25 protein-coding genes and 1 pseudogene are annotated in these 24,696 nt (G+C 60.3%); 17 read left to right on the top strand and 9 right to left on the bottom strand.

The genetic code is table 11. From position 1 onward, the window contains the following. Positions 1-35: 35 nt before the first annotated feature. A complete protein-coding gene (locus C2U40_RS01895; RefSeq protein WP_103828946.1) occupies positions 36-944 on the bottom strand; it encodes an SAM hydrolase/SAM-dependent halogenase family protein in 909 nt (302 codons plus the stop codon). 171 nt (positions 945-1,115) lie between these two features. Between C2U40_RS01895 and C2U40_RS01890 the strand changes: the two genes are divergently transcribed. Beyond that, the gene (locus C2U40_RS01890) at positions 1,116-1,571 is read left to right on the top strand and encodes a hypothetical protein (RefSeq protein WP_103828945.1); all 456 of its coding nucleotides are present in this window, start codon (positions 1,116-1,118) and stop codon (positions 1,569-1,571) included. Next, complete coding sequence (locus tag C2U40_RS25975; RefSeq protein ID WP_158656422.1) at positions 1,526-1,675, top strand: hypothetical protein; 150 nt, start codon at positions 1,526-1,528, stop codon at positions 1,673-1,675. Before C2U40_RS01890 ends, C2U40_RS25975 begins: the two co-directional genes overlap by 46 nt. Positions 1,676-1,681: 6 nt before the next feature. Here C2U40_RS25975 and C2U40_RS01885 read toward each other — a convergent pair. Further along, positions 1,682-2,914 (bottom strand): annotated as a pseudogene (locus tag C2U40_RS01885) (MFS transporter). A gap of 219 nt (positions 2,915-3,133) precedes the next feature. Here C2U40_RS01885 and C2U40_RS01880 point away from each other — a divergent pair. The 6 genes from C2U40_RS01880 to C2U40_RS01855 all read left to right on the top strand — a co-directional run bounded on the left by C2U40_RS01880 (position 3,134) and on the right by C2U40_RS01855 (position 7,944). Then, positions 3,134-4,003 carry a LysR family transcriptional regulator gene (locus C2U40_RS01880; RefSeq protein WP_017764057.1) on the top strand — a complete coding sequence of 290 codons (870 nt, stop codon included), beginning with the start codon at positions 3,134-3,136 and terminating at the stop codon, positions 4,001-4,003. Positions 4,004-4,145: 142 nt separating this feature from the next. Then, positions 4,146-4,817: a CsgG/HfaB family protein gene (locus C2U40_RS01875; RefSeq protein WP_039216072.1), complete on the top strand. Its 672-nt coding sequence runs from the start codon at positions 4,146-4,148 to the stop codon at positions 4,815-4,817. Between the two features lie 11 nt (positions 4,818-4,828). Further along, positions 4,829-5,188 carry a DUF4810 domain-containing protein gene (locus C2U40_RS01870; protein WP_017409082.1) on the top strand — a complete coding sequence of 120 codons (360 nt, stop codon included), beginning with the start codon at positions 4,829-4,831 and terminating at the stop codon, positions 5,186-5,188. Then, on the top strand, positions 5,185-5,835 hold the full coding sequence (locus tag C2U40_RS01865) for a DUF799 domain-containing protein (RefSeq protein ID WP_042065524.1): 651 nt from the start codon (positions 5,185-5,187) through the stop codon (positions 5,833-5,835). The genes C2U40_RS01870 and C2U40_RS01865 overlap by 4 nt, the downstream gene beginning before the upstream one ends. A gap of 213 nt (positions 5,836-6,048) precedes the next feature. Beyond that, a complete protein-coding gene (locus C2U40_RS01860) occupies positions 6,049-7,299 on the top strand; it encodes a DEAD/DEAH box helicase (protein ID WP_103828944.1) in 1,251 nt (416 codons plus the stop codon). A gap of 27 nt (positions 7,300-7,326) precedes the next feature. Beyond that, complete coding sequence (locus C2U40_RS01855) at positions 7,327-7,944, top strand: uracil-DNA glycosylase (protein ID WP_103828943.1); 618 nt, start codon at positions 7,327-7,329, stop codon at positions 7,942-7,944. 60 nt (positions 7,945-8,004) lie between these two features. On the opposite strand, the gene C2U40_RS01850 is transcribed toward C2U40_RS01855, so the two are convergent. Continuing rightward, the gene (locus C2U40_RS01850; RefSeq protein ID WP_103828942.1) at positions 8,005-9,297 is read right to left on the bottom strand and encodes a lipopolysaccharide biosynthesis protein; all 1,293 of its coding nucleotides are present in this window, start codon (positions 9,295-9,297) and stop codon (positions 8,005-8,007) included. A 163-nt stretch (positions 9,298-9,460) separates the two neighbouring features. Then, on the bottom strand, positions 9,461-10,225 hold the full coding sequence (gene cphA, locus C2U40_RS01845) for a CphA family subclass B2 metallo-beta-lactamase (protein WP_103828941.1): 765 nt from the start codon (positions 10,223-10,225) through the stop codon (positions 9,461-9,463). A gap of 535 nt (positions 10,226-10,760) precedes the next feature. On the opposite strand from cphA, the gene C2U40_RS25970 reads away from it, so the two are divergent. The 3 genes from C2U40_RS25970 to C2U40_RS01835 all read left to right on the top strand — a co-directional run bounded on the left by C2U40_RS25970 (position 10,761) and on the right by C2U40_RS01835 (position 13,502). Continuing rightward, complete coding sequence (locus C2U40_RS25970; protein WP_146054399.1) at positions 10,761-11,729, top strand: hypothetical protein; 969 nt, start codon at positions 10,761-10,763, stop codon at positions 11,727-11,729. 290 nt (positions 11,730-12,019) lie between these two features. Next, positions 12,020-12,928 carry a hypothetical protein gene (locus C2U40_RS01840; protein ID WP_233768812.1) on the top strand — a complete coding sequence of 303 codons (909 nt, stop codon included), beginning with the start codon at positions 12,020-12,022 and terminating at the stop codon, positions 12,926-12,928. Positions 12,929-13,037: 109 nt separating this feature from the next. Then, positions 13,038-13,502, top strand: a complete 465-nt coding sequence (locus C2U40_RS01835) for a CesT family type III secretion system chaperone (protein WP_233768811.1) — start codon at positions 13,038-13,040, stop codon at positions 13,500-13,502. A gap of 83 nt (positions 13,503-13,585) precedes the next feature. On the opposite strand, the gene C2U40_RS01830 is transcribed toward C2U40_RS01835, so the two are convergent. Next, the gene (locus C2U40_RS01830; RefSeq protein ID WP_103828938.1) at positions 13,586-15,289 is read right to left on the bottom strand and encodes an amidase; all 1,704 of its coding nucleotides are present in this window, start codon (positions 15,287-15,289) and stop codon (positions 13,586-13,588) included. 257 nt (positions 15,290-15,546) lie between these two features. Then, on the bottom strand, positions 15,547-16,644 hold the full coding sequence (aguA, locus tag C2U40_RS01825) for an agmatine deiminase (protein ID WP_103828937.1): 1,098 nt from the start codon (positions 16,642-16,644) through the stop codon (positions 15,547-15,549). A gap of 153 nt (positions 16,645-16,797) precedes the next feature. Between aguA and C2U40_RS01820 the strand changes: the two genes are divergently transcribed. Both C2U40_RS01820 and C2U40_RS01810 read left to right on the top strand, forming a co-directional pair. Continuing rightward, positions 16,798-17,712, top strand: coding sequence for a LysR family transcriptional regulator (locus C2U40_RS01820; protein WP_181014941.1), 915 nt, complete (start codon positions 16,798-16,800; stop codon positions 17,710-17,712). Between the two features lie 522 nt (positions 17,713-18,234). Further along, positions 18,235-18,570, top strand: coding sequence for an endonuclease domain-containing protein (locus C2U40_RS01810; RefSeq protein ID WP_103828934.1), 336 nt, complete (start codon positions 18,235-18,237; stop codon positions 18,568-18,570). 131 nt (positions 18,571-18,701) lie between these two features. Here the strand turns inward: C2U40_RS01810 and C2U40_RS01805 are convergent, their stop codons facing one another. Then, positions 18,702-19,268 carry a TetR/AcrR family transcriptional regulator gene (locus C2U40_RS01805; RefSeq protein ID WP_065479536.1) on the bottom strand — a complete coding sequence of 189 codons (567 nt, stop codon included), beginning with the start codon at positions 19,266-19,268 and terminating at the stop codon, positions 18,702-18,704. A 188-nt stretch (positions 19,269-19,456) separates the two neighbouring features. Here C2U40_RS01805 and C2U40_RS01800 point away from each other — a divergent pair, with 188 nt between their 5' ends. Both C2U40_RS01800 and C2U40_RS01795 read left to right on the top strand, forming a co-directional pair. Beyond that, positions 19,457-20,494: an alkene reductase gene (locus C2U40_RS01800; protein ID WP_043161532.1), complete on the top strand. Its 1,038-nt coding sequence runs from the start codon at positions 19,457-19,459 to the stop codon at positions 20,492-20,494. A 205-nt stretch (positions 20,495-20,699) separates the two neighbouring features. Then, on the top strand, positions 20,700-21,638 hold the full coding sequence (locus C2U40_RS01795) for a bifunctional helix-turn-helix transcriptional regulator/GNAT family N-acetyltransferase (RefSeq protein ID WP_024944535.1): 939 nt from the start codon (positions 20,700-20,702) through the stop codon (positions 21,636-21,638). Positions 21,639-21,695: 57 nt separating this feature from the next. Here the strand turns inward: C2U40_RS01795 and C2U40_RS01790 are convergent, their stop codons facing one another. Further along, positions 21,696-22,154 carry a carboxymuconolactone decarboxylase family protein gene (locus tag C2U40_RS01790; RefSeq protein WP_029301997.1) on the bottom strand — a complete coding sequence of 153 codons (459 nt, stop codon included), beginning with the start codon at positions 22,152-22,154 and terminating at the stop codon, positions 21,696-21,698. Between the two features lie 62 nt (positions 22,155-22,216). Here C2U40_RS01790 and C2U40_RS01785 point away from each other — a divergent pair, with 62 nt between their 5' ends. Beyond that, positions 22,217-22,711, top strand: coding sequence for a MarR family winged helix-turn-helix transcriptional regulator (locus C2U40_RS01785; protein ID WP_103828933.1), 495 nt, complete (start codon positions 22,217-22,219; stop codon positions 22,709-22,711). Between the two features lie 66 nt (positions 22,712-22,777). Here the strand turns inward: C2U40_RS01785 and C2U40_RS01780 are convergent, their stop codons facing one another. Further along, the gene (locus C2U40_RS01780; RefSeq protein ID WP_101614781.1) at positions 22,778-23,116 is read right to left on the bottom strand and encodes a nuclear transport factor 2 family protein; all 339 of its coding nucleotides are present in this window, start codon (positions 23,114-23,116) and stop codon (positions 22,778-22,780) included. A 214-nt stretch (positions 23,117-23,330) separates the two neighbouring features. Here C2U40_RS01780 and C2U40_RS01775 point away from each other — a divergent pair, with 214 nt between their 5' ends. Next, the gene (locus tag C2U40_RS01775; protein ID WP_052816382.1) at positions 23,331-24,659 is read left to right on the top strand and encodes an IS4 family transposase; all 1,329 of its coding nucleotides are present in this window, start codon (positions 23,331-23,333) and stop codon (positions 24,657-24,659) included. Positions 24,660-24,696: the final 37 nt, after the last annotated feature.

Genomic DNA, 24,696 nt, shown 5'->3' with positions numbered 1-24,696 from the left:
CCGTGTACCGGTCAGCCGGCGACCTCGGCTCGCTATCAGGAACACTTCTTCAGGCTGATATGCCAGTTGGCGCCGGATTGCACCTGATGTTTGGCGGCGAAGCTGTCCATGTTCAGCGCCACCGACACCTGCAGCAGGCTGTTGAGGTAGACCAGAGGCTGGCCTTCCGGCACATCGCCAAAGCTGCTGACATAAGGAGCCTTGCCCTCGTATTTCAGCGCATCCCCTTCGCTGATCTTGATGCAGGCGTTGTCGCCCTTGTTGATCCCCGCCTTGGTCAGCAGGCTGTCGTCGATGTTGGTCCAGACGTTGCCGTACTGCACGTCCAGGATCGGAATGGTGCCCTTGAGGGTGCCATCCTGCTCGGCCACTGCCGGCTGATAGGGGATCTTCACCACCTCGGCCGGCAGCTTGGGCCCTACCTGCTCATAGCTGATGGCACCGGAGGCGAGCCGGGCGCCGGTGTAGGCGTAGACGTCGCGGCCGTGGAAGGTGTAGGACTTCTCGGAGCCCTTGAGGCGGTTGGTCTTCTCGTCGATCTGGCGCACCGTGTCGATACCGAAGTACTCCGCCACCAGGGTCAGGGTACCGTTGTCCGGGCTGACGATGTAATGGCCACTCTTGGTCTTGAGCACCACCGACTTGCGATCGGTGCCGACCCCCGGATCCACCACGCTGACGAACACTGTCCCCTTGGGCCAGTACTGCAGGGTCTGATAGAGGCGGTAGGAGGCTTCCCAGATGTTGTAGGCCGGGATCTCATGGGTCAGGTCATAGAGCGGCAGGGTGCGGTCCACCCCGAAGGCGACCCCCTTCATGGCCGAGACGGCGCCATCCTTGAGACCAAAGTCGGTCTGGATCACCAGCGCCTCGTTGGCGGTGGCAAGGCTGCTGGCCAGCAACAGGGCGAGCGCAAGCGCACGGGGGGCGGTACGAATATCCATATCTAAGCTCCTGAAGGTAACGACAAGACAACCATCTAGACATCCAGAATGCCATTACTTCCATATATTGCAAGCCGTATTCCCCGGATGGGGGGCGCCGAAAGCCCTCGCCAGCCGGTCGCGGCGGGTGTATGGATAAGGCTGAGTCGCGACCGCCACTAAGGAGACCCCATGACCCGCCACCAGACCGCCATCCTGCTCAGCCTGGGGGAGCACAGCAGCCAGCTGCAGCTGACCCGGGCCGACGGCACCCGCTTTACCCGCGACTTGGGCTTCGGCCTCGAAGCCATGACACCGGGCCCGTTTCGCCGGGATCCGCCGAGCGCGCTGGAGCTGGAGCAGGCCATCATGGTGGTGGAGGACGTGCTGATGCCGCTGGCCGCCGAGGTACCGCCCCATGAGGTGGTGACCCTGCAGGCGCCGCTGCCGCTGGCCGAGGTGCTCGGCAGTCGTGAACTGAGCCGGGAGAGCCTGGAGCAGCTGTTCGGCCAGTTTGCCGCCATGGTGGAGGGTGACCCGCTGGCCGCCGCCAACCTCCCCAAGACCCGGCGCTTTGCCGCCGCCCTCTTGATCCTGCGCGAATGGATGCACCATCTGTCGGCCGAGCGGGTGGTGCTGGCCGACTGAGTCACACTAGCCTGCCCAAGACCCGGCGCTTTGCCGCAGCCCTGCTGATCCTGCGCGAATGGATGCACCATCTGTCGGCCGAGCGGGTGGTACTGGCCGACTGAGTCACGCTAGCCGGCCGCCGGCTCGAAGCGGGTGCGCCAGGCCGCCCAGGCCAGCCCCAGGCTGATCAGCACGCTGCCGACGGTGAGCAGATCCACCGCCGCCTGCACACCGGCGCCATCGCTGACCCAGCCCAGCAGCACCGGCACCCAGTTCGCCACGTAGGCGATCACGTAGAAGAGCGACACCAGCCGGGCGTGGCTGGCGGCCGGTGCGATGCGGTTGACCAGGGTCGCGCTGCCGACGAACACCGCGCCCTGGGCGTAACCGGCTACCAGCAAGCCGAGCACCGCCAGCCACCACGACTGGGCATGCACGGCGCCGGCAAACAGCAACATGCAAAGCGCCAGTGCCAGGGCGCCGCTTTGCAGAGTGTGACGGGCATCGAGCCGACGGGCCTAGAGCTGGCAGAGGCCGGAGAGCATCATGTAGGCCGCGATGAGATAGCCGAACAGACCGAGATCCCGCAGCCCCAGCAGCTGGCTCGCCACCTTGGGGCCGATGGCCAAGAGGCTGGCCGCCACCGCCCAGGCGGTAAACAGCGCCAGTGCACAAATAAAGAAGGCCGCCCCGGTGGCCTTGAGTCCCTCCCCCAGCGATCCCCTGCCCTGCTGCGTTGCCGCAGCCGGCGCCCCTTGCGCGTGGGCGGGCCAGCTCAACGCCACCCCCGCCATGGCGCAGGCCGCCAGCCCCATGATGAGCAGGAAGGGCAGTTGGGTCGGATAGCACTCCAGCTGCAGCGCCAACCCGCTGAACACCGGGCCGAGCGCCAGCCCGGCGGTGAAGGAGAGGGTCGCGCTGAGGGCGGCCCGCTTGCCGCCATCGCGTGGACCGAAGCGCAGCAGTGCCACGTTGGCGGCGCCGGTCAGGGCGCCGGTGCCGATCCCGGCCAACACCCGCGCCAGCAACAGCGACCAGAAGGAGTCCGCCAGAGAGAACAGCAGGGCGCCCCCCAATACCGCCAGCAGGGCTGGCAAGATCATGGCGCGCAGATCGCTCACCCTGCCCGCCAGATTGCCCACCCCGAACAGAGAGATCAGCACCCCGCCCGCATAGCCGCCGTAGATGAGGGTGAGGCTGACATCGCTCAGGGCCAGCGCCTGCTGATAATGGGGATAGAGGGGGGTGGGCACGCTGCTGTTGAGCAGCGCCGACATCAGCGCCAGCGGCAGAAACAGCAGGATGGCGCGATGGGAGGTGGCCGCCGCAGAGGGGGCGGCGGCGCAAAAAGATGATGACATGCAAGGCTCCGATGAGGGCGGGCAAGGCCGCTGACGAGAGGCGTCATGATAGCGCCCGCCGCGACCCCTCGACAGCGACACAAATGCATCAGCCTGCTTCAATAATGCATGTCAGTGGCATCTATCTGCATGTCGGCAAGGGTACTCTCGCCTTGTGATCCCGGCGGCACTGGCTTCTAATGGGCACGCCCCGCCGGGGCACTTTGAGTGGGAGGCTCGATGATCAACTGGGACGACGCGCGGTTTTTTCTGGCATTGGCACGGCAGGGCACCCTGCGCGGCGCCGCCGGCGTACTGGGGGTCGATCAGGCCACCGTGGGGCGCCGCATCACGGCGCTGGAGCAGAACCTCGGCTCCAAACTCTTTATCCGCACCCCCAAGCTCTATGATCTCAGCCCCCTCGGCGAGGCCATGCTGGCGGATGCCAGCGCCATGGAGCAGGCCATCAAGGCCATCGAACGCAAGGCGAGCGCCGGCGATCAGAGCCTGTGCGGCGAGGTGCGCATCGCCACCACCGACACCCTGGCTCAGGCCTTCGTGCTGCCCGCTCTCACCCTGCTGCGCGAGCGCCACCCCGGCATCCGGCTCAGCCTGCAGACCGCGGTCAGCGTCAGCGACATCGCCTACCGGGAGGCCGATCTCGCCATCCGTGGGCTGCGCCCGGACAACGACGAGCTGGTGATCAAGCGCCTCACCACCATAGAGATGGGGCTCTACGCCTCTCGCGACTATCTGGCCCGCCACGGCACGCCCAAGAGCGGCCACGCTCTCAGCCAGCACGCCCTGCTGCTGTTTGCCAGGGAGCTGGTCTCCCGCCACTGGCACAGCCTGTGCGGGGAGCCGCTGCACGAGCCCAACGTGGTGCTGCAGTGCAACGCCCAGCTGCTGTTGCTGGCGGCGGCTCGCCAGGGGCTCGGCATCGCCCTGCTCTCCACCTTTCTGGCAGACAAGGAGCCGGAACTGGTGCGCGTGCTGCCCACCCTGTGCGATCCGGTCGACATCTGGCTGGTGCTCCACCCCGACTTGCAAAAAGCCAGCCGGGTGCGCGCCGTGGTAGATGCACTGGAAGAGGTGTTTCACTGTCGCTGACGGGTCACACCATATCTTTGCCAATACAAACTAACTGAATGCTCAGTTATTGAACTGGCCTGCCCCCCATTCGGGGCACTTTCTTCGCAGCGAACCATGCTAGAGTCCCACGCTGTTTTTTCCTTATTAAACGGGACCTTATATGAAGAAGTTCGTTGTTTCATGTGGTTTCATCCTGATGACGAGTTTGTTGGCTGGCTGTGCCAGCGAATCTTCCCGTTCTCTGGATGTCCCCAAAGTTGCCTCCTACCAAAGTCACTATCAGGGCACTCGCAGCCCGATCTCCGTCGGTAAATTTGATAACCGTTCCAGCTACATGCGCGGCATTTTCTCCGATGGCGTGGATCGACTGGGCAGCCAGGCAAAAACCGTCTTGATCACCCATCTGCAGCAAACCGGCCGTTTCAGCGTGCTCGATCGTGACAACATGGATGAGATCAAGGCAGAAGCGGGGATCAAGAAACAGGCTCAAGCCCTCAAAGGGGCTGATTATGTGGTCACCGGTGACGTCACTGAATTTGGTCGCAAAGAAGTCGGGGATCATCAGTTGTTCGGCATCCTGGGTCGCGGCAAATCCCAGATTGCCTATGCCAAGGTCAATCTCAACATTGTCAATGTCACCACCTCCGAAGTCGTCTTCTCTGCCCAAGGGGCTGGTGAATACGAACTGTCCAATCGAGAGATCATCGGTTTCGGTGGTACCGCAAGCTATGACTCAACTCTGAATGGCAAAGTGCTGGACTTGGCCATCCGCGAAGCAGTCAACAATCTGGTGAACGGTATTGAGACCGGCGCCTGGCATCCGGCGCAGTAGGAATAATAAAAATGAAACAGTTCAAGCTATTCACCTTGCTGGCAGCGGCCATGCTGTTGACTGCGTGTGCTCAGGCACCACGTTCTCTCTACAACTGGGATCAGTACCAACAGGTTGTCTATCAAAACATGGAAGGCAACGAAACCAGCGTAGAGGAGCAAATCTCTGCCCTTGAGAAGAACCAGCAAGAGGCAAGTGCCAAAGGACAGGCCGTTCCCCCCGGTTTCCATGCCCATTTAGGCATGCTGTATGCACAACTGGGCAAAGATACAGAAACACGGCAGCATTTTGAGACCGAAAAACGTCTGTTCCCGGAATCGGCTCCCTTCATGAACTTCCTGATGTCCAACAAAAAAGGGGCTACCCAATGAAGATGCCCGCCCTCTTCTCACTGATGTTCGCCACTCTTCTGCTGGCTGGTTGTGCACAGCGCCCCTCTTACGATTACACGGCGTTCAAAGAGAGCAAACCGACCTCCATTCTGGTATTGCCCCCGTTGAACCACTCACCCGATGTCAAAGCCGGGGCAAGCCTGCAATCTCAAATCACGCTCCCGCTGGCTGAGTCTGGTTACTATGTGCTGCCTGTCGCCGTCACCAATGAAACTTTCCGTCAAAACGGCGTGACGGAAGCGGCTGACATTCATGCGTTGCCAATCAAGAAGCTGCACGAGATTTATGGTGCCGATACCGCCCTGTACCTGGACATCCAGAACTACGGCACCAGCTATCTGGTTGTGTCCAGTGAAACCGTAGTCACAGCCAGTGCGCGTCTGGTCGATCTTCGAACCGGCAAACTGTTGTGGGAAGGTAAAGCCAGTGCCAGCAGCGCAGAACAGCAGAGCAATTCTGGTGGTGGCTTGATCGGTATGCTGGTCGTTGCTGTAGTCAACCAAATTGCCAACACCATTACCGACAAGGGACATGAGATTGCCGGGATCACCAGCTTCCGGCTGCTGAGCGCCGATATGCCCAATGGCATCCTCTACGGCCCTCATTCTCCCAAGTATCAAAAATAACCTTGCTTGGTATTCAGAGATCAAAGAGGGCTTAGGCCCTCTTTTTTGTTGCCACCATCATTGATGGCTGTCACTGCTTGCTGATGAACTCTACCCTTCATAGCCCCACTCCCACAACCCAGCTTCTGCCGGCCTTCCTCTATCTGTTACCATGCCGGCCATCAAGACTGTTTCCAGCGCGGCGTGGCCGCGCCCATCCCGACGGGTACCCTTATGTCCATTGCCTCCTTCGCCGACCTGGCACTCTCCCCCCGCTTGCAGCAGACCCTGACCGAGCTTGGCTACGCCGCGCCGACCCCGGTGCAGGCCAGCGCCATCCCGGTCATTCTGGCGGGGCGCGATCTGATGGCGGGTGCCCAGACCGGCACCGGCAAGACCGCCGCCTTCGTGCTGCCGCTGCTGGAGCAGTTGCTGCAAAACCCGAAGAACGATGCCCCCCGCCCCATCCGCGCCCTAGTGCTGGTGCCGACCCGCGAACTGGCGGTGCAGGTGCATGAGAGCGTCACGCGCTACGCCAAGGGCACCGACCTCACCAGCACGCTTGTCTACGGCGGGGTGAGTATCGCCGCACAGGTGGAGGCGCTGAAAGCCGGGGTGGATATCCTGATCGCCACCCCGGGCCGGCTGCTCGACCATCTGCGGCAGGGGGCGCTGAGTCTGGCCGCGCTGCGCCACCTGGTGTTTGACGAGGCGGACCGGATGCTCGACATGGGCTTTATGGACGAGATCAAGGCGCTGCTGAAACAGATCCCGGCGGATCGCCAGACCCTGCTGTTTTCGGCCACCTGCGATGACAACCTGTTTGCCTTGAGCAAGGTGTTGTTGCGTGACCCGGCACTTATCGAAGTGGCCCCGCGCAACACCACGGCGGCCCAGGTGGAGCAGCGGGTCTATACGGTGGATGGCGATCGCAAGCTGGCGCTGGTCGAACACATGCTCAAGGTGAAGGGCTGGGCCCCGGCCCTGATCTTCAGCCGCACCCGCCAGGGGGCCGACAAGCTGGCCCAGCAGCTCGGCAAGGCGGGCATCAATGCGCTGGCCTTCCACGGTGACCTGTCACAAGGGGCGCGGGAGAAGGTGCTGCTGGAGTTTCGCGCCGGCACCCTGCAGGCATTGGTGGCCACCGACGTGGCGGCCCGCGGCCTCGATATCACGGATCTCAACTACGTGATCAATATGGAATTCCCGTTTGTGGCAGAGGATTACGTGCACCGCATCGGTCGCACCGGTCGCGCCGGCAACAAGGGTCTCGCCATCACACTGTTCAGCCCGGAAGATGCGCCGCTGCTGGAGAAGGTGGAGGCGGTGCTCGACACCCGCTTGCCCCAGCAGTGGTTCCCGGGCTTTGAGCCGGATCTGACCCGCTTCGAGCCCGAGCCCCGCCGCAGCAGCAAGGCAGCCCAGAAGCAGCGCGCCCGAAAACAGGCTCTGGCAGGAAAGGCCAGTCGTAGTAGGAAACGCTGACATCATCGAATAGTCCAGGGGGATGGGATGGATATAGCCAAGATGTTGGCAGATGACGCGGCGATAAAGGCGCGGATGGCACAATTGGAGGAGCCGCACATACGTGCTCTCACCCAATTTGTCAGGGATCTGCGAGAAAAGATGGGCGCCGAGGCGGCCATTCCCTACTTCGATCCCTGGGATGCCGGAGTACAGGCAGAGGTACTGTTTTTACTGGAAGCTCCTGGCCCAAAGGCAAAGAATTCCGGCTTTATCTCCATGAACAATCCGGATGAAACAGCCAAGAACGTCTTTGAAATAACACATGCCATCGATCTAGACCGTCGACGCATTCTGCTCTGGAATACCGTCCCTTGGTATATAGGCTCGGGCCAGCGTATCCGGGCAGCCAAGACAAAGGACATACGCCAAGGCATAGATTCACTGGCCGAACTGCTTGCACTACTGCCTTGCCTTCAAGCCGTAGTTCTGGTCGGCAAAAAAGCGCAGAAAGTGGAAAAACATATCAGAGCCGTTGCGCCGCAACTCAACATATTTACCAGCCCCCATCCAAGCCCGATGTTTGTGAACAGAAAGCCGGAAAATCGCAGCTTGCTACTCAATGACTGGCAACATGTCCAAAAATCACTAGCCCAGCTCCGTTAATCCCCAAATAAAAAAACGCCCGCACGGGCGTTTTTTTATTTTTCGGCTAACCGCAGGCTGCTATGAATCGGTGGCCAGCACAGGCGGCAGGGCCCGCAGGATGCGCTGCTCGGCCAGGGTGGAGAGCACGAACATCACCAGATAGCCGAGACCAAGCGCCACGATAATGGCCACCACATTGGTGGTGAAGCGGGCCACCAGGTAGTAGGCCGCCACCAGCGCCACTATGCCCACCGCCCGGATCAACAGGCTCTGGGTAAAGTGACCGTGGGCCTTGATGTAAGCGAGCTGGTAGCCGTTGAGCATCATGAAGATAAAGAAGAGGGAGAAGTGCAGCAGCACCGGCACGGCCCCCAGGTAATCGGCCGGAAACAGCAGCGACACCAGCGGCTTGCCCGCCAGCAGCATCACCAGAAAGAACACCAGGCTGACGATGGCGCTGAGGCGGAAGATCCAGCGCCGGATCAGCCGGATCTGGCGGTGATCGCCGCTGCGCAGATTGACCGCCAGCTCAGGCAGCACGAAGCGGTAGATGGGGAAGACGAACAGGGTGGTCATGTAGGTGAAGATGGGGCGCACCACCACCTGAAAATCCCCCAGCTCGTCGAGGCTGAAGTGGCGAATGGTGAGCAGTACCGTGATGTAGATCATCAGGATGCTGGCCCCCGCCTCGAGGGACGCGGTAAAGCTCTTCTTCACATAGCTGCGCATCTCGGGGCCAAGCTCGACCTTGGCCAGCGGCTTGGTGGCGATGGCTCGGCGGCGCGAAACATACATATAACCGGCGATAGCAAGCGACGAGAAGGTCAGCCCGTAGAAGAGCGAAGGGAGCGCAGCCATCCCGAGCCCGAAATAGCAGGCCATAAACATCAAACCGTTGGCCAGCGGCTCCAGCCAGGTGACCCGGTTGGAGATACCGTACATCCGGTACATGGCCACCAGATTGGTGAAGTAGACCTTGAGCCCCAGCCCGAAGATGACCCCCACCAGTTGCAGATATTCGGCCCGGATATGGAGCCCGTGCTTGATGTAGGGGATCACCAGCCCCCAGGTGAGCAGCACCATGCCGATGAGGAAGTAGCGGAAGATATTGATGATGTCCCGATCGTTCTTGGTCTGGGAGTAGCTCACCACCATGGAGGAGCGAAAGCCGGTCATCAGGATGAGGGACAGCGAGATCAAATCCACCACGCTGTTGAACAGCGCCAGATCTCCCTTGGCCACCCACTGCGCCAGCCACACCTTGAAGGCGAAGCCGATGATGATGCTGGCAAGGGACGCCCACATGCCGGTGATGAAGGCCTGCTTGAGGCGGCCAAGTGAATCGGGTTGTTCGTCTTGAATTGCGTGCATCACGAAAGGCCCGCTAACTGCGTGAAGAGAGGCCCATCTTATGAAAGGGGGCCGCCCTTGAACAGCCCGAAACAGGGGGCAGGAGCCCCTCCCTGCCAGAAACGCCCGGCCGAGCGCCTCCTTCTAGTGCGTCCAGCACGTCATTCGGCTTCCGCCGGGCGACTTATGACTGGGGTACTGCCTTGATCAGCGCCTCGTAGTGATCGATAAGCTCGGGGCCGTGCAGTGGCGAGTCGTGACCGCCCACCACCGTCTTGATCGGCAGCTTCATCGCCTTGAGCCGCTCAAGCGTCTGTGGATAGGCCTTCACATCGGCAAAGCTCAGGTTGCCCAGCTTCTCCTTGAGGATGCAGTTGCCATAGAGCACCTGCTGGTCGGGGAAGTAGATAAAGATGCCGTCCGGCGTATGGGCCGGGCCCGCGTAGAAGGCGTGCAGCTTGCCCTCTTGCAGGGTGAAGTCACCATCGTGCACCACGTTGGGCAGCACCAGCGGCAGATCCGGGTACTCCGGCAGCCCCTTGCGGGTAAAGGCGACAATCTCGGCCCAGTCGCTCTTCATCAGATCCCGGGTCTGGCGCGTCGCCACCACCTTGGCGCCGATGGACTTCCAGTAGGCATTACCGCCTGCCCGGTCGGTGTGATAGTTGGTGTTGATCACCTCCAGCACCGGCTTGCGGCTGACCCGTTTGATCAGCTTGTGCAGCTCTCGGGCGGTATCCGGTGTCCAGGTCGCCCCCACTACCGTCACTCCCTTGGCCCCGAAATAGACCATGGAGTTCTCTTTGACGTAGTAGTTATCTTCAACAACATAGACAGGGCCGCTCACCTGCGTCAGCGACATCCCCGCAGCCCGCACGCTGCCACCCCAGAAACTCGCCATCAGCACCACGGCCCCGGCCAACCCGCACTTTATCCAACCTTTCATCATCTTGCTCCCTCGCGCCAACCGCCCCCTCGCCACCCCTGTGACAAGCCGGGCCCATTTACCAGTGGGCAGAAAATACGGGGGATTTGTGAAGGGAAAATGAGCTTGTGTGAAGTCTGGGTGAAGTCAGGTGGAAGTCAGAAAAAATCGGGGGGAATCGGCGACGAACCACGGCAAAGATGGCGGTTGGCAGTGCGTAAAATGGAGAGAGGTAGAGGCTCAAAACACGCAATCACCGCCTTGATGTAGGGACGATTAGCGCAGCGTAATCGTCCGCATACCGCCGCGTGCCGAGTTATGGCAAGACCGGTAGGAAACTCCGGATATCAGTGGCCTCTCGGCGACCTCCTATTCGCGATCGTCCGAATCGGCTTCGTTATTCGCACCTATGCTCATTATTTTCCTCGCGGTAGAATCATTGGCTATTAATGGGAAATCACAGTTAATAGCATTGCCAGCTTTATTTTCATTATCCTATCCAATAAAATTTGGCATGATATTTACCATTTAATCAATCTAATTTTTCATTGGCCATAACATGAGTTTAAAACGCCCCATAAAAATACCTAGAGAACACTCCCCAAAAATTGTTATAAGAAAATTGAATAATAAAAATGACGTTAGTATCAAAGAATCGCGTATTGATACATGTCTTCAACGCATGGCACACTTAACACAAGTTGCATTATTAATCCTTGGTGTACTTGGATACATCTTCACTGTTAAACCTGCATTCCAAAATCAAATTTTGCAGGAAGAAGCTTCTCGACTAAAACTAGAAAAGCGTCAGTTAAAAACTGACATATCAAAATACCAGGAAACAGCAACTCAACTTAGTGAAAAAAAGATGTTTTTAGAAGATGAACTACGAAGCAAATCCAATGAATTAAGTAAACTTCATTCACAGATAGAACAAGCAAAATCAGATGCCATTAACGCTCAAAACAAAGCTTCGATAGCAGAAAAAAGTTTGAGCATTGAATTAAAAAAACTCAATATAGCACGCTGGGAAATAATTAAATCAGAGCTTAACACAAGCTATTTACTTGCTATATACAACTTATCTATACAACAGAAAGCAGAATTAAAAACTGAGAGCGACAATGAATTCATAACTCAATTACTGAAAAACTGGATTTCTCCTTCAAAGATCATCAGCACTATGATAACAGACTCATCGAAAAGAAATAGCGACGCTCACAGAATACCTGAAGCCTATTACAAAACCTTACTTTCACATATAGTGGAATACCCATCAAAATATTACTGCAAAAAACCTAACGCCACAGAATTAAAAGAGAGTTACAACCAATACATTACAGAACAAAAGAAATTATATAAAACAGCTAGTAATGTACACTTAGAAAAAGCAATGGAAAATGATATTATTTATAAAACAAGAACAGAATACAATATAAAGATAAATGAAATAGTAATGGATTGCATGTTATTTTCCATTAATGAGACACTATCTTTCATTGACTCTAAAATTGCAAATGACAAATAAAAAACCACCCGTCATATAACGGGTGGGTATGTTAGTTATCCCCGGACTAACCCGAAATATTTAACTCACAACACCAATCAAACCAACGGCGGTGTCCGTGGTAGCACCATACGCTTGCTGCCGATGGACTCATCGCCGAGGTAACACTGCAACCGGTTCTCCTCTCACACAGCCAGCACAGGCCAACCCCAAACTAAAATAGTGCAACCATGGCTAATAAACGGCGTTTTCACTGACGGGTATGATGCAGGCCAGATGTATCGCTTGTTGTGAGATAAGGAACCAAGGTCATGGCTATTCATGGAGCTACCCCGGGGATGTTGAAGGCTATCGACAGCCTGCAGCTCGCCAACATCAACCCCGACAGCAATCAGAAGCTTGCCCTTCATCTGGGTGAAGGCAAGGAGTACACCATTCACATAGGCAAGAGTGGGGATGTCTCCGTACAACGAGACCTGGCCCATTTAAGCACGCTGGGTCGCATCAAAAATGCGGTGGTCGATTTCTTTAGCCGAGCCGCCACCAAGGGGGAGAGTGCGCTCACCACCCGGGCCACTCAAATTCAGTCCGAGGTGCAGCGGCAGCTGACTGAACTTGGCCAAATCAAGAAGATTGTACAGCAAGCCTTTAACCAGCCCATCAGCGAGTTCAAAAACGATGCCCAATATCTGAAGCCGGGCAGCGATCCCAAGACCGCGACCCTGGCGGATGTTACCGACTCCAACAAGAATCGACTGGGTCTTGAAGCCATGAGCGATTCCTCCCGGGCATTTGCCATGGAGCACTTCTCCAGCTTTATCAACGGGAGAGACGCCATCTTCGGCCTGCTGAGTTCCCGTGCCATCGAGCAGACCAATACGCTGTTCACCTCGCTGAGTAACGATCCCAAGGCATTGCAAGAAGCATTGAAGGTGCAGAGCCAGGAGTCGGAGGTGTTCAACACCAAGGTCAATATCGAGTTCAATCGCAGCTTCGGCCAGCTGTTTGAGCAAAGAGCCAGCGCCGAGCTGGATGCCCTGACCGCGGCAAACACCCGCGCCAACACGACCTCACCGGCGATCGATGAAAACACTGGCCCATCGGACGGGGAGAACGCCCCCGCCAAGATGAAGAAAAGCGTGCGTTTTAACGACAACCCGGTGAGCGATGTCCGAGTGTTCGAACTGGAAGAGGGCCGAGCACTCAATATCAAGGTGTAACCCTTGCCGTGAATATGGATGACGGCCCTGCCCGCTCGGTGGCGGGGCCATTTCTTTGTGATCTTGCCCTGCCCCTTCGAAGACGGCCGGGCAACCGGACTGGAGTGTTGTGTTGGATATCTATCAGAAAATCGTGGCCGAGCTGTCGGTCGAACCGCTGGCCTTCGATGAAAACGGCGTCTGCACATTCGAGATCCAGCGAGCAATAGAGGAGGCGACCGCCCCCTTTGTGGTCAATATCGTGGCTCAACCCAACGAGATGGCGCTGGTGCTCTCGGTGACCACGGCGAGCGATCTCCCAGAACGTCTATCCCGCGAGTTGTTCCTACGTTTTGGCGAGCATGCTCTCGCCCCCTTGCGCCATGGCTACGGGGTCGGCATCTATCCCGGCACCGAGCGGGTATCGTTTTTCTCCCAGATCGCGCTGGGAAACTATCACCCACAACAGATCAGGGAGAGCCTCGCCGAGCTGCTGGAGAAGGCCCACGAGTGGGAGGCCAGCTTGTCCCAAGAGGGGCAGACCCCACATGTGACAGAGAGCGAGATGGGGGCGGGCCAGAACATCCGGGTGTGATGGCAGGGGCCATAAAACTGGACGAAAAAAGAGGGAGACATGATGCCTCCTTCTCTCTTTGTGCCTGACCTAACAACAATCAATCAAGCCAACGGCGGCGTCCGTGGCGGCACTCTGCGCTTGCTGCCGGTGGACTCGAAGGCCGAGGCGAAGCGCAGCAGCTTGTTGTCGTCATAGGCGCGACCGGCAAAGGTCAGGCCCACCGGCATACCGATATCGGCCATCACCCCCATGGGGACGGTGACGGTCGGCACACCGAGATGGCGAATGGCGAGGTTGCCGTTGGCGACCCAGATGCCGTTGCTCCAGGCGATATCGGCGGAGGCCGGATTCACGTCCGCGTCAGCCGGGGCGACGTCGGCAACGGTGGGGAACAGCACGGCGTCGAGCTTGAGCCCGTCCATCCAGTCTTCCAGATCCAGCTTGCGGGTCTTTTCCAGACCGCGCAGGCCGTCCGGCACCGAGGCAATCTCGTCCCACGATTTCAGGCCACGCTTGGCCATATTGACGTACTCGTCCATGCCCGCCGCCAGATCGCCCTCGCGGTTCGGCAGGGTGCCCGGATCGTGGGGGAAGATCTTCGGCCCATCCACATCGGCCAATTGCTTAAGCTTGGGATCGCCGTTGGCGCGCAGGAAGTCGTCAAACGCCCAGCCGGAAAGCTCCCACAGCTCGTCGTTGAGAAACTCCGGGCTCACGATACCGCGATTGAACACGGTCGGCGCGCCGGGTCGGTCCCCTTCGCAGTTGGAGACCAGCGGGAAGTCCACTTCGATGACTTCCGCGCCAGCGGCTTCCAGCGCCTGACGGGCCAGCTCCCACAGCGCAATCACGGAGTCGCGGGTATGGATGCGCTGACCAGTCGGGCCGCCGATGCCGGGGTTTTCGCTGGTGCCAGCCAGTTCATCCTTGTTGATAAACATGCGCGGCACGCCGAGCCGCTTGCCCTTGAGGGCATCGGCCTTGGCGGCCAGCTCCAGATAGGAAGCCGGACGCACCTCGGACGCCTTGGGGATCTTGACCCAGGGCTGCAAGCGCCACAGATCGCCACGGGGATCGCTATCATCGGCCACCACCACGTCGAGCACTTCCAGCAGATCGGCCATGGTGCGGGCGTAGGGCACCACCACATCCATGGTCGGGGTCAGCGGCCAGTTGCCGCGCACCGAAATCACGCCACGGGACGGGGTGTAGGCACACAGGCCGTTGTTGGAAGCTGGGCCACGGCCGCTCGACCAGGTCTCTTCCGCCAGACCAAAGGCAGAGAAGCTGGCGGCGGTGGCGGTGCCGGCCCCGTTGGAGGAGCCGGAGGCAAACGGCGCGGTCAGGTAGTCGGCGTTGTAGGGGCTCTCGGCACGGCCATAGACGCCGCGCTGCATGCCGCCATTGGCCATCGGCGGCATATTGGTTTTGCCAAGGCAGATGGCACCAGCGGCGCGCAGCCGCTCAACGGTAAAGGCATCGCGCTGGGCCACCAGATCCTTGAAGGCCGGGCTGCCGGAGGCGGCGGTCAGCCCCTTGACCAGATAGCTGTCTTTGGCGGTGTAGGGGATGCCGTCGAGCGGGCCCAGAGTTTCGCCACGGGCACGGCGCTCATCAGACGCTTGCGCCTCTTTCAGCGCATCGGGATTGGGCACTACCAAAGCATTGAGCTTGGTGTCGGTTTCGGGGCCGTTGTAAGCCTCGATCCGGGCCAGATAGGCCTTGACCAGTTCGACCGCCGTGGTGCGGCCTGCTTCGAGCGCACCGCGCAGCTCGGCAATGGAAACCTCGGTCACTTCGATCATTTAGGATCTCCTATAAAAGGGTGACTGTTTATCATGATGATCGCCGCACCAGCGCCTGCGACCATCACACCATCAAGAGAGAAAACCCCACGGCGTGGGGTTTTGAATACTAACTAGAACCGGTTTACGACCCGTCGCGAGAGGCTGTCAGCAAGGTGAAGAGCAGCGCAGGAACCGGAGCGTATAAACATACGTGAGGCTTCCGAGCAGCACATGAGCCTTGATCACGGTCTCGCAGCAGGATCGTCATTCGGTTCTTATTTGCCGGAGGGGATCTGCTGGGTAATGCAGTGGATATTGCCACCGCCCAGCAGGATCTCGCGGGCCGGCACGCCGACGACCTTATGCTCCGGGAAGATCTCTTCCAGAATGCGCTGGGCTTCGCCGTCGGTGGCGGCATCCAGCAGCGGGTAGACGATGCGATCGTTGGTGATGAGAAAGTTCACGTAGGAGCCGGCCAGACGGCCTTCTGCCTCGCGCGGCACACCGGTACCGCTCTCGACACCGGCAGACTCTTCCTGGGTGCAGTAGAGCGGGCCCGGCTGGGGCAGCTTCCACACTTTCAGCTTGCGACCCTTGGCGTCAACCGCTGCTTCCAGCACCTTGAGGGCGGCCACGGAGCGGGCGTACTGGGGATCGTTCTGGTCGTCGGTCCAGTGCAGGGCCACTTCACCCGGACGCACGAAGCAGCACATGTTGTCGATGTGGCCGTCGGTCTCGTCCATGTAGACGCCTTCGTCCAGCCAGATAAAGCTCTGCACACCCAGATAGTCGCGCAAGTGAGCTTCGATCTGCTCTTTGCTCAGGTGCGGGTTGCGGTTCTCGTTGAGCAGGCACTCAGCGGTGGTCAGGCAGGTGCCTTCGCCGTCGACGTGGATGGAGCCCCCTTCCAGAATGAGCGGCGCATCGTAACGGGCCATACCGTGCTGTGCCAGCATCTGGGCTGCCACTTGCTCGTCTTGATCCCACGGGTAGTAGAGACCGCCTTTGTGGCCGCCCCAGGCGTTGAAGCCCCAATCCACCCCACGGCACTCGCCGGCTGCGTTGGTGACGATGGTGGGGCCGCTGTCGCGGGCCCAGCAGTCATCGCTGTTCATCTCGACCAGGGTGACATGGTTGGGCATGATGGCGCGAGCCTGCTCCATAAACTGGGCCGGCACCCCCATAAAGACCGGGGTGGCTTGCCCGATGGCATCCGCCACCTTGGCGAAGGTGACTTGCGCGAAGCGACCGGCCTCACGCCAGTTGTCCGGGCGAAACGGCCAGATCATCCAGACGGCCTGCTGGTGTGCCCACTCGGCGGGCATGGTGAAGCCGTCAGCGGCCGGCGTGGTGTTCATGGTCTTGATGCTCATCGCAAGGCTCCTTGCATGGATTGAGACCCCGCAGGCGTGAAAACGCGGCGCGGGGATCCTGGAAAAATAACAGTGGTCGCAGTGTAAGAAGTTGCGCTCACATCCATCAAATGAATAGGATGGATTGTCCCATAAGCCAGGCAAATAATCTTGATGAAACTGCACCAGCTCGACCTCAACCTGCTGCTCGCCTTTGACGCCCTGATGACCCAGGGCAGCGTCACCCGCGCCGCCGAAACCCTCTTTATCAGCCAGCCCGCCATGAGCCATGCGCTCAATCGCCTGCGCACCTTCTTTGGCGATCCGCTCTTGGTACGCACCCCGCAGGGAATGCTACCGACCCCGCGCGCCCAGCGGCTGCACCTGGGCGTGCAGCAGGCGCTGCGGCTGCTGGAGCAGCAGCTCAGCGACGAGGAGGTGTTCGAGCCGAGCCAGTCGAAGCGCCGCTTCGTGCTCTGCACCACGGATTACGTGGAGTGCGTGCTGATCCCGCCGCTTATCCAGCGCCTCAAACGACTGGCGCCCGCAGTCACCATCGAGATCCGCATCCTGCGCGACACCCTGCCCGAAGCCGAGCTGGCGAGCGGCGAGATAGATCTGGTGCTCGGCTTTGACGAATACATGCAGGTGCCTGGGTATCTCGGCAAGGAGACCTGGCTCACCGAGCCGCTGGCCGGGCTGGTGCGCGCCGATCTGCCGATGGCCGCCCCGGCGCTCGCAGAGAGTGGGGATGACCAGGCGCTGCCGGCCGAGCGTATCAGCTTGGCGCAACTGATCGAGATGCCCCACGTGTTCCACTCGCCCCTTGGCACCTCGGAGGCGAGCCTGGATCGCTATCTGAAGACGCTGGGCTTTAGCCGCACCATCTCGGTCAACAGCCAGAGCTATATGTCCGCCGCCGCCATCGTCAGCCAGAGCGATCACCTGCTGGTGCTGCCCAGCATGGTGGCCGAACTGCTCGCCAGCCACTGGCCGCTGAAAAGCCTACCGCTGCCCGAAGATGTGCCGGATTATCACCTCAACTGCGTCTGGCACCCGGTGCATGCGCAGCAACCGGCCCTGGTATGACTCAAGAATCTGATGAAAGAGCTGGTGAATCCTGAATAACGGCTGCGTCTGGTATACCAAAGCACCATGCGCAGCAACCGGCGTTGATCTGGTTAAAGGCGCTGATGAAAGAGTTGGTGAATCCGGAGTAACCCGGCAACGTGTGCCCCCTCATCCCCAACCCTTCTCCCACAAGGGGAGAAGGCAGCTGATCCTGCGCCACTGGCAGCATGGCTGACAACCTGTCTGCCGAGGCGAAATACATCCCACCAGCACTCGGTCTATCGACTCATCAGTTCATCAGTTCATCAGTTCATCAGTTCATCAGTTCATCAGTTCATCAGTTCATCAGTTCATCAGTTCATCAGTTCATTGTCACACCACGCCACGATGGCCCCGAGATGACCAACAAAATGACAACTGTCACTCGATCTGTCCCCTCTCCCTCTGGGAGAGGGCCAGGGTGAGGGGAAGCAACCAACTCAGTCACCAGACGAGGGAATGGCTATATCTAATAGGGTCGAATAGCTCTGGATAGGCACCATGCAGACCCATCCGTTTGCCAAACGCATGAGGCGAGAAGCCACCCTTGCCGAACAGAAGCTGTGGCAGCAATTACGCAACCGCCGTCTGGCAGGGGTGAAATTCCGTCGCCAGATGCCCATCGGGCCCTACATTGTCGATTTCATCTCTCTTGAGCAGAGGCTGATCATCGAGGTAGACGGGTCACAGCACAACGAACCGGCAGGGCGGCAATATGATGGCGCAAGAACGGCCTACCTCAATCAGCAGGGCTTTCGGGTGATCAGGGTGTGGAATAACGATGTGTTGAGTCGGATGGATGTCGTACTGGCCCATATTTGGCTCTCATTGCGCTGAGCCGTGACCTCCCCCTCATCCCCAACCCTTCTCCCGCAAGGGGAGAAGGGAGCAAACAACTTGCCGGCGTGTGACCTCCCCAGAAACAACCATGGCTCCCGCGGGAGCCATGGTTGTTTCTGGGCGGCGCATTACGCCCGCAGGGCCATCATCAGCTGGGTGACCACGCCCCCCAGTAGGGCAGGATCGGGGCGGCACTGGGCAAAGGTGACCAGACCCTGGATGTTGATGAGCAGGAAGGCGGTCAGGGTCGGGATGTCGCGCCCGGCCGCCAGCTCGCCGCGCTCGAGGGCCAGGCTCAGCACCGCCGCCAGATCGGCATCCAGCTCGCCATAGATGGCCTTGAGCTTCAGGTGCAGCTCTTCGTCCTGCTCCGCCAGCTCCATCAGGGTGCGGGTCACCAGACAGGTGCCACAGAGAGCGTCGTTCACCACCTGCTCGAGGTAGGCCTGCACCCCCGCCAGCGGGCTCGCGGCGGCGAAGAAGCTGCGCCGCAGGGCGCTCTTCTCCTGCACATAGTGATCGACTGCCGCCAGCAGCAGGCCGCGCTTGTTGCCAAACGCCGCGTAGAGGCTGCCCGGATGCAACCCGGTCGCCGCCACCAGCTCCTGCATGGTGGTCTTGGCGTAACCCTTGGCCCGAAATGCCTCCATGGCATTTCGCAAGACGTCGTCCCGGTTGAACTCGGCGCTGCGCATGGTTTCTCCGTTGAAAAAGCGGATTCACCGGCCAGGGGCCGGCGAGGGGAAATAAGAGGGCGGCAAGTTTACCCCAGCGGGCCGGCAACACCAACCCATGTTGAATGCTCGTTCAAAAAAGACTTGCACACAAAACAAAAAACGTCTTGAATGCACGTTCAAGAATCACTCCCTCAGGACAGACGATCATGAATACCCTGTTTCAGCCCTATCGCCTCAACGACACCCTCACCCTCGCCAACCGTTTCATGATGGCTCCCCTCACCCGCTGCATGGCAGGCCCGGGCCTGGTGCCCACCGAGCAGATGGCCGCCTATTACGCGCGCCGCGCCGACATCGGCCTCATCATCTCCGAAGCCACCATCATCCGGCCGGACGGTCAGGGCTACCCCAATACCCCAGGGATCTACAGCGCCGAGCAGATCGCCGGCTGGAAGAAAGTGACCGGCGCCGTGCATGCCAACGGCGGCAAGATCTTCGCCCAGCTGTGGCACGTGGGTCGTCTCTCCCACCCCTTCTTCCACCACGCCGAAGTGCTGGCCCCCTCCGCCGTCGCCCACGAGGGCACTGTGCCCCGCATGCGCGAGCTGGTCTATCAAGTGCCGCGCGCCCTGACCGAGAGCGAAATCGCCCAGCTGGTCGAGGATTACGCCCAGGCCGCCGCCAATGCCATCGAGGCAGGCTTTGACGGGGTGGAGATCCACGGTGCCAACGGCTACCTCATCGATCAGTTCCTGCACCACGCCAGCAACCTGCGCACCGACAACTACGGCGGCAGCCCGGAGAACATGAGCCGCTTCGCGCTGGAGGTGGTGGATGCCATCAATGCCCGCATCGGTGCGGATCGGGTGGGCCTGCGCCTCTCCCCCGGTGCCTACGTGCACCTTGAAGGGGATGCGCGGGATCGCGCCGTGTTCGACCACCTGCTGGCCGAGCTGAATCAGCGCAACCTGGCCTATGTGCATCTGGGCATCTTCGATGACAGCCTCACCTTCGACTACCTGGACGGCCGCGCCTCCGATTACCTGCGCGCCCGCTACGACGGCCATCTGGTGGGGGTGGGCAACTACAGCGCCGAGACCGCCGCCGAGGCCATCAAGGCCGACCGCTTCGACCTCGTCGCCATCGGTCGCCCGCTCATCGCCAACCCGGACTACCTCGCCAAAGTGAAACAGGGCGACGCCCTGGTTCCCTATGCCGACACCATGCTGGCCGAGCTGGTCTAACGCTCACCGGCACCTTGCCTGACCAAGGATGGGATCCGCGCCCTCGCGCGGGTTTCCAATGTTTGGGCCCCCTCCCGGGCCCTTTTTTGTGCCCGCTCGTTATGCCCGCCGGTTTCACGATCTCTCGCTGGCACAATAAAAAGTTGCTAGTAACAACTAGTTGGCTATATTGGTTGTTGATGACAACCAAATAGGAAGCCCTGATATGGATCCCCGCCCCCTGCGCGCCCTGTCGCGCGATCTGGTACGCGAACTCGGCATGCTCTCCCAGCAGTGCGGCGAACTGGCGCTCAGCCCGCTCGAAGCCCATCTGCTGATCGAGCTGGAGAGCGGCCCCGCCACCAACCAGCAACTGGCCGAACGGCTGCGCATCGACAAGTCCAACGCCAGCCGCCCGCTGGCCCGCCTGGCCGAGCGCGAGCTCATCAGCTGGCACCCCCATCCGTCCGATGGCCGCAGCAAGGAGGCGCGCCTCACCATCGCCGGCCAGGCCCAGCTGCTGGATCTGCATCAGGAGATGGACAGCGCCATGGAAGAGACCCTGGCCCAGCTCACCCTCGCCGAGCGCGAACAGCTGTGGACCGGCCTGCGCCTCTATCGCAGCGCCCTCTCTCGCGCCCGTCGCCAGCAGGGTTACCGCATCCGTCCCATCACAGCCGCCGACAACCCCCATATCGCCGCCGTGATCCGTGCCGTCTCCGCCGAATACGGGCTCACCGCTGACAAGGGCTACGGGGTGGCCGACCCCAATCTGGATCGGCTGCATGAGACCTATCAGGGCGCGCAGAGCCGCTACTGGGTGATCGAGGGGCCGGACGGCACCATTCTCGGCGGGGGTGGCATAGCGCCGCTGGCGGGGGAAGAGGGGCAAGTCTGCGAGCTGCAGAAGATGTACTTCATGCCCTCCCTGCGCGGGCTGGGGCTGGGACGCCGGCTGGTGCTGCAGGCGCTGGACGAGGCGCGCGCGCTCGGTTATCAGCGCTGCTACCTGGAGACCACCGCCGTGCTGCGCGAGGCCACCGCGCTCTACGAATCTCTGGGCTTCGAACACCTGCCGGGCCCGCTTGGCTGCACCGGCCACGATGCCTGCGAGATCTGCATGGTGCTGACGCTTGGCGCCGGCGATGACCAGCGACCAGCCTGAGTGATCAGCTCAGGATAAAAGGGCGGCAGCGATGCCGCCCTTTTGTTTGCCTGTCGCTCAGAGCTGGGCGGCGGGCGGTACGAAACGCAGCGCCACCCCGAGCCGGTTCCAGCTGTTGATGGTGGCCACCGTCACCGACAGCTGTACTATCTGGGCCTCGCTGAAGTGCTCGCGCAGCTCGCCATAGAGTGCGTCGGACACGCCATCCGGCGGCAGCCGGGTCAGGCTCTCGGTCCAGGCCAGGGCCGCCCGCTCCGGGGCGCTGAACACGGTGGCATCGCGCCAGGCCGCCAGCTGATCCAGCTTGGCCTGCCCCACCCCGCTGCGACGGGCAATGTTCAGGTGATACTGCAGGCAGAAGCTGCAACCGTTAAGCTGGGAGGCGCGCAGCTTCACCAGCTCGCTCAGGCTCTTGTCGAGGCCAGCCTCGTCCACCGCCTTGCCGGCGGCGATCAGGGCGTCGTGAGCCGCCGGCAGCAGCTGGCGAAAGTCGGGGTAATCGATGCGGGTGCTCATTCTGGTGTTCTCCTTGGGCATGATTTAATATCAGGGCACGAGCAACATATCAGCACCCTGACATGATAAACAAGCCCCCCTTGAGTACAGAGCTGCCCATCCCCCTGCCCGCCCCCGGTGAGGGCAAGCGCGGCGAAGCGGGCCACCTCGGCTATCTGCTGCGCCAGGCCGCGGCCGCCCAGCGCCTGCGCATGGAGCGGGCGCTGGCGGACCTGCCCATCACGGCGCCCCAGTTTGCCCTGCTCACCATGCTGGATGCCTATCCCGGCAGCTCCAACGCCGAGCTCGCCCGCCTCACCCTGCTCACCCCCCAGACGGTGAGCCCCATGGTGACCAGCCTGGAGCGCAGCGGCCTGCTGGCTCGCACCCCTCACCTCCAGCATGGCCGCATCCAGCAACTCAGCCTGAGCCTGGCGGGCGCCACGCTACTGGCCGAGGCCAAGGTCAGGGTCGCCAGGCTGGAGCAGGAGCTGGCCGCCCCGCTGGCCGAGGAGGAGTTGCTACTCGTCAAACGCTGGCTGGCGAACCTCGCCAGCGGCATGGAGGGCGAGGCCTGACGCCAGCCGGTGTTAGCGGACGGGGCTTGCAGTCAGGCCAAGGCAGACAGGAACGCTGGGCGCTTGTCAGGTAGGGAAGTAGAACCAGGCCGTCTTGATAAGGCCCGCCTCTACTTCGAAGACCGCCATGCTCTCCAGCGGCTCGGGGGAGAGGCCATAGATCAACTCGTGATCAAACACCTTGTTGCCGATGACGGTTCTCGACAGCAGCTCTGCCCGCAGGGCAGGGTTGTTGAAGCGATGCTCGGCATAGAAGGTCCGGAGCGCCCCCTTGCCCACAGTGCTCGGGCTCTCCGTCGGCATCCGGTATCCCTTGAACGCCTCGCAGAAGCAGGCCAGGAAGGCCTCGAGATCGTGGGCGTTGTAAGCGTTAAATTGTGCCTCGACGGGCAGTTCGACCGACATGCATCACTCCCTGAATCATGTAACAGCCTCCTTCTATAGGGGGCATCGCCCCCCCTTGTCGACGGATGACGGCAGCTCAGCCCCCATCTGCGCCTTGATCGCCATGCAAAAAAAGACCCCGCCTGGGCGGTAATGCCGATCAGTTAAGGATCCATTGACCGATCCTCAGGCTGTGTAAGAATCCGAAACTCCTTGTTGGGTTTCGGATTTTTTTATGCGTATCGACCAAGCTCTCGACTTCATTCACGCCTGTCCTCCCGGAAAGTTTGAGTCCCTGTCTGACCTGCTGTCACCTGAACTGGTGCAGGCTTGCTTGGCCGAGACGGGCTCCGTCTCCTTGCGCCGACGGCGCATGCCCATGGAGCGGGTGCTATGGGCCATTATCGGGATGTCCTTGTTTCGTCATGTCCCTATGGCCCAGCTGGCCAACCAGCTCGATATCCTGTTACCCGGCGACCGGCCGTTTGTCGTCCCCAGCGCCTTCATCCAGGCGCGCCAAAAACTGGCTGACCAAGCCGTTCGACAGGTGTTCCAGCAGACCGCCACACTCTGGCATCAGCAGTGTCAGCACCCCACCTGGGCCGGCTTGCAGCTGCTGGCCGTGGACGGGGTGGTCTGGCGCACGCCCGATACTCCGGACAATGCCGGCGCCTTTGCCAAGTCGAAAACCGTCCAGGGGGAGACGCAATATCCCCAGGTCCGCATGTTGTGTCAGATGGAGCTGACCAGTCATCTGCTGACCCAGACAGTGATGGACTCCTGTGCGGTAAACGAGATGGTGTTGGCAGAGCAACTGATTGAAAAAACACCCGATAATAGCCTGACCCTGTTCGATAAGGGCTTCTACTCACTGGGGTTACTCCATGCCTGGCAACGCCAGGGCGTAGCGCGTCACTGGCTTATTCCGCTGAAAAAGGGGGCTCAATACGAGGTCATCCGCAAGCTGGGGCGGCAGGATGTGCTGGTACGCCTCAGAGCCAGTCCGCAGGCCAAGAAGAAGTGGAGCGAGTTGCCGGAGCAGTTCGAAGCCCGGCTGCTGACCCGGACGGTAAACGGCAAGGAGCGGCAGGTGCTGACCTCGCTCACCGACCCGCTGCGCTTCCCGGCCAGCGAGTTGATGGAGCTATACCAGAATCGCTGGGAAATCGAGCTGGGCTATCGGGAGATGAAACATAGCCTGCAACAGCACCGGCTGACGCTGCGCAGCAAGAAACCCGATGGAGTAAGGCAGGAGCTATGGGGCTTGGTATTGGCCTATAACCTACTGAGATATCAGATGGTTAGGATGGCGGCGAGCTTAAAGGGCTATACGGCCAGCCAGTTGAGCTTTCACATGGCATCGGTGTATCTGCTGCATGAACTCAGTTGCCTGCCGTTTGTGTCACCGGGCATGGTTCCAGGGCGTGTCGCTGAGTTGGACAAACAGGCAGAGCAGTTCAAGTTACCCGCCCGCCGAGAACGAAGTTACCCAAGGTGCATCAAAGCCAAACCACAGAAGTATGCGACGAGAAAACCTAGTAAAAACAATGCCAGTCAGGCTTAACTGACTGGCATTACCGCCTGGGCGGGGTCTTTTTTAT

The organism is Aeromonas sp. ASNIH4 (assembly GCF_002934425.1).
Taxonomy (GTDB): Bacteria; Pseudomonadota; Gammaproteobacteria; order Enterobacterales; family Aeromonadaceae; genus Aeromonas; species Aeromonas hydrophila.
This window is presented reverse-complemented; position numbering and strand designations above follow the sequence as displayed.